At 37.0% G+C, this 4,737-nt stretch carries 5 protein-coding genes and 1 pseudogene; 1 reads left to right on the top strand and 5 read right to left on the bottom strand.

Annotation, left to right across the window (positions count from 1 at the left end; translation table 11 throughout):
* The 4 genes and pseudogenes from AC1DOV_RS34455 to AC1DOV_RS34440 all read right to left on the bottom strand — a co-directional run.
* A partial coding sequence (locus AC1DOV_RS34455) for a hypothetical protein (RefSeq protein ID WP_477552138.1) occupies positions 1 to 313 on the bottom strand: 313 nt, incomplete at its 3' end.
* A 508-nt stretch (positions 314 to 821) separates the two neighbouring features.
* Positions 822 to 1,010: pseudogene (locus AC1DOV_RS34450) on the bottom strand (carbohydrate ABC transporter permease); the annotation flags it as partial.
* 169 nt (positions 1,011 to 1,179) lie between these two features.
* Positions 1,180 to 1,305 carry a hypothetical protein gene (locus tag AC1DOV_RS34445; protein ID WP_477529148.1) on the bottom strand — a complete coding sequence of 42 codons (126 nt, stop codon included), beginning with the start codon at positions 1,303 to 1,305 and terminating at the stop codon, positions 1,180 to 1,182.
* Between the two features lie 243 nt (positions 1,306 to 1,548).
* Complete coding sequence (locus tag AC1DOV_RS34440) at positions 1,549 to 2,343, bottom strand: copper amine oxidase N-terminal domain-containing protein (protein ID WP_477552139.1); 795 nt, start codon at positions 2,341 to 2,343, stop codon at positions 1,549 to 1,551.
* A 758-nt stretch (positions 2,344 to 3,101) separates the two neighbouring features.
* On the opposite strand from AC1DOV_RS34440, the gene AC1DOV_RS34435 reads away from it, so the two are divergent.
* Entirely contained in the window at positions 3,102 to 3,287 is a 186-nt protein-coding gene (locus AC1DOV_RS34435; RefSeq protein WP_477512990.1) for a DUF3888 domain-containing protein, read from the top strand.
* Positions 3,288 to 4,063: 776 nt separating this feature from the next.
* Here AC1DOV_RS34435 and AC1DOV_RS34430 read toward each other — a convergent pair.
* Positions 4,064 to 4,525 carry a hypothetical protein gene (locus AC1DOV_RS34430; RefSeq protein WP_477552137.1) on the bottom strand — a complete coding sequence of 154 codons (462 nt, stop codon included), beginning with the start codon at positions 4,523 to 4,525 and terminating at the stop codon, positions 4,064 to 4,066.
* Between the last annotated feature and the right edge of the window lie 212 nt (positions 4,526 to 4,737).

The following is a 4,737-nucleotide window of genomic DNA, read 5'->3' as shown; positions in this document are numbered from 1 at the left end:
TTTCCATTAAGTAATTCGTAGGTACAGCCACCCTTAATTTAATTTCATCACTAATAAAAGGGATTATCCACAATAAAGTAAAGGGTATCAATAATAGTATAGTGAGGATTCCTTCTTCAGACCTCCACTTATCTTTCATAAAGAACAGAMAAATAGCAAATAAAATTGACAAAAATGAAAATACAAAAACATAATAAATCAAGAAAGGAGCTATAATAACGATTGGTAATATATAACTAATAATATATGAAAAAACCCAAATGATATAACATACATATAAAACATTTAAAGTTTTTCTTCTGTAATCGTTCATTAGATTCCTCTTTTCTCATACTAAATGATGGATCTAACTTTTACAGAATGGAACGCCCATTACCTCAGAGGAAGAGTTATATATCCGTTCATTTACCTGAAGTTTATTAACCCCCTTAATTTTAACACATATTGGAACTTTTCTGGCCGTTAGTTCAACAAAAAGCAGCCGATCGGTTTGGCCTGCTGCCGTAGTAACTGATGATTCAACTATCGTTCTCCTTCTTCAGATCCTCAATGTTTATTTTCTCCACCTCTTAGGTAAATACGTTTCTTCATAGGCAGAATGGAAAAGAGAACGTATAATACGGATGCGATGCCCTAGACTACTTGGTTTCAATCGAGAAGATTGCTTAGCTAAATATTCCTTGAGAAGATTCAAAGTTACATAGGGAATTTCCAAGTTACCTAAACAATATCAATACTTTCTGGACTCCTCCAAACACAAAAAAACATGCCCTTAACAGGCATGTTCAATGAATAGGATTGGGTTCAAACCACATATATCACTACCCTTTCGTCCCGCCCTGCAGTCCAAAACCTTTGGACATAAACTGCTGGGAGAGGATATACATCACGACCGAAGGAATCGCATACAGCACGGAAAACGCCGCTAGCTTGCCATACTCCACCATGCCGTATTGCCCAAAAAACTGATACAGCTTCAAAGAAGCCGGGAAATTTTCAGGTGTCTGCAATTCGTCTTTTCCCTACACCCGAAGAACTAGGTGAATTACATTCTCAAGATATCTTACGAGGCTGGAAATCGCTTATGAAACGGCATTCTGGCGATCGAAAAGCCCAAGCCATACTCTCTATTGCTTGTCGTTCAGATGGATCTAAACAAGCCACGCATGCTTACAAGCTTTACTTAAAGTAGCTGCTCGATGGTGAGCCCTTTGGCGCTGCACCATGTTGCCATGGTTTGGCCGCTGGACGTATAGTCCTCGATTCGTCTCGCCCATCCTGGCGACGTCGTTCTTTATTTGTCATGAGGCAACCTCCTGTAATTTCGGTTGCTTTCATCTTCTCATATATTTAACAGGGACTGAAGGTGGCTAAGGTTTGACGCTTACTTTTATGCAGGATGGCCTGAATCTACTCGTTTACGGATGTGCATTAAATTGAGTCCTTTGCTTCTGCTCAAAATGGGAATTGGAAAATGATATTATTACAAAAAGAGCCTGTTGAAGTTTCTCAACAGGCTTTGATGTGGTATTAAATTGAATTATGGATTTATTCTTTTGGGATTGTTTGTATAATGTCACCGTACATATCTGTTTTATAAGTGAATCTTTCGAACGGATGGTCTTCATCACGTCCATAACCATTTGAGTAGAACATTGCTGTATTAGATCCAGACATACTATGTTCAAATGAAACATCGAGCATTTCTTCAAGTGTATTGGTTAGTTGTTGGCCAGCTAAATGAATAATAGGTGTTTTATCTCCATATTGAAATTGCCAAACTGCCTTAGCTATTCCATCTTTAATCTCAACGACTGTATTGGCACGTCCGGTACTATAAATATAACGTGATGCGTCTCCACGTGGAAAGCTGTAACTGTAAAAAGGAGTTGGTTCATTTTTTTCAGCTTCTGCAGACGGTGTAAAAGAGAAGGTAATTGGTAAAGAAATTGCAGCAAGACGAGCCTTATTTAGATCATCAGATGTAATAAGATTCTCATCAAGCTTAAAATCCTTACTATTTATAAATAAAATTACTCTAGTTTTTTCATAGGTTACACTGAATTCGAAAGCCTCAGTTATAAAACGAATGGGAACCATTATACGTCCGTTATTATTAACTGCTGGAACATCGAGCTTGATGGTTTTTCCATTCTTATAGGCAATTAATTGATTGGCTGTCACTTTCACTTCATCTTTAACTTTATTCATTATTACAGCCGTTCGACTTTTAGTGTCCCAGGTGTAGGATAATCCTAATGAAGATAGAGTCCGAATAGGAACCAAAACTCTTCCTTTGTCCACATAAGGATTACTATCCGTTTTGATAAATGATCCATTAATGTTTACAACAATATCACGGGGTGATAGTTTCGTTGCTCCTAATGCCGTACTTTGAAACGCGAATAAAAAGCAAGAGAAACAAAGGGAGTGCTTTGTTTACAAGTTTCATTTTATCTTCTCCTTCCAATTATGGTATTTGTGCAGCTGTTGCATTGGTAAACGGCACGATGGATTCTATTCCACCTACACAATCGTCTGTAGCCACTGGATTCCTCCTTGGTGTCGTGAAAGAATGAAATGTTCCTGACGGGCATCTTGTGGGAGGCATATCGAATTTACAATAAGCAATCAGGGTGCTGGCGCTATGACTTGTAGGGTGCGTTCGGTAATTGCATCAAGTACGTCTCTCGATCTGCGATTGAATCAAACCAGTGGTTAATTACTTTCAAGGTCCTGCTCCTAATTATGCAACTCATCCACGCGGCTGCTGACGATGCAATAATAATCTTCCTAGTTCCTTCAATACTTGAATACTAGATGGACAAATAACTTGCTGTTATTTATAACTAGAAAATTCATAATAAATAATTCTCCTCACTTCCCAATTATTAGTTCTTATTAAGCTATGTTATTATGCTAATAATTAATTGGCAAACTTAAAAACACAACGTTCACTTTATGGATAGAAACATTTACTCGCGCTACGATGCCTGATTATGGGATTTTCAGAAAATGAGATCTTTGTATATCTCTATATATCTCATTTTTTTGAAGTTAGAGTCTATCAAATAGATAGTCCTCAGAAGAATTGACCTCAATTGCCCCTGGACACCAAAATTACGAAAGTGATGCAATTGTACGGTATCGGTGGTGCGTACAAAATCACTTTAAAAATTAATACTTATTATGGACCACACATTTCTTACGGAATTGATGAAGTGAAAGTAGAAGTGGGCGGTGGAAACCCAAAATTGCTGAGTTTCAGGCATATCAAGGACCTATAAAGGTTTCGTTAATCTGCCCGTTAGTTTAATAAAACGAGCAGGCTACCGCAGTGCCTGCTCGTCGTTTTGTGCTATTGAACTAACGTTTCCCGTAAGTTGAACGAACAATTTCATTTATCTTTTCATTGAAAACTTTATTATAGAATTCATATTTCTCTGGAATTCGATTTCTTAAGCAATCCCAAAACCATTTTTCATCAAATTGATCTGGTCTGTTAACAATCAAATCAGGTAAGTTATGAAAAACATCGGCAATATTGTTTATTCAATCACATTATACTTAGCCTGGACCCAAGATGCAGGAATCCACCATTTAATACGATGAGTATAAGATGCGCTCCGAATATCTAGAAGAACACAATACAATAAATATACGTAGGCTCTTTCTTTGAAAGTCTCCGTCTTCAATCACTCCCCAACCGCGCGGCGACAGCTCCCTAGTTGTTGTGCTATCGTTCCTCGTTAGCTTAATCACTTATCTCAAGGAATTACATTCTTGGTGTTGTCTATTTCTCTTTTTCACTTGACATTATTTCTATAATTTTCTGAAGAGAAATATGGATTGCTCGAAGATAACTTATTAAGCAGATGAATCCTACAGCTAAAATTATAATGAAAAGTTCCATTTGTCTCTCCTTCTTACTTTATGAGAGGATTTACTATATATTATACATATTTATAGTTATGTATAACTACCCATTACTTCAATGAAAAGGGCAACCGATCATATGACCCGTTGCCGACATATCATGTTTGAACTATCGTGTCCCGTTATTTCAATTCTTTTTTGTAACGAAACCCTTTAGTTTTAAGTAATTGTTCGTTGGGAAATCATAGTTAACCCACTTTTCTTTGTAGCCTTCCTTACCATGTATACTCAACAATAAATCAAGCGCTTGTACTACTGCTTCTGAAAATTCCAATATCGAACAAGACTCATTTAGTTCAATAACCAGTTGTTTTTTGTTTCGCAAATTCTCAAATGACATAGTCTGAACGTGCAATAAATCATCAATCTTTCTGAATTTCCAAACGGTTCCACCAGGTTCTTCATTCCATTCAAATTGTGAATTTGAAACAGGGAATGGACTGAGCTCTGGATTAAGTGAAATCAGAGCCTTTAACATCTCATCAAGAGCATCCGTGATATAACTTGTTGCAAAATAAAAGGTATTTGAGTTCATTTCAATGAATCCACTAGCCCAACCTCTTTCGATAAGTTCATATTTGAACCTCAAAACTCCACCTCGCCTTTAACAAGAAATTCCCCTTCAGTATTTCGGGGTTTCCTCCATGCAATCCTGCCCGTTAGCTTAATCATTTGTTTTGTTCCAAGATAAAAGCTTCGACTCGATCAATTAGTGATTTTATTTCCTGAACCGTATCTAGAATCAATTCTCCCTCAAGATTCTCAGTCTTTAAATTCTTATAATACTCTTTGAGTTCGGGC

The organism is Paenibacillus sp. 01T47 (assembly GCF_056398245.1).
The sequence above is the reverse complement of the archived record's forward strand: the minus strand, read 5'-3'. Positions and strand labels throughout refer to the sequence as shown.

Bases quoted from the DNA above. Each gene is read 5' to 3' on its own strand.
- AC1DOV_RS34445 (WP_477529148.1), bottom strand. From the start codon at position 1,305: ATGACAAATAAAGAACGACGTCGCCAGGATGGGCGAGACGAATCGAGG.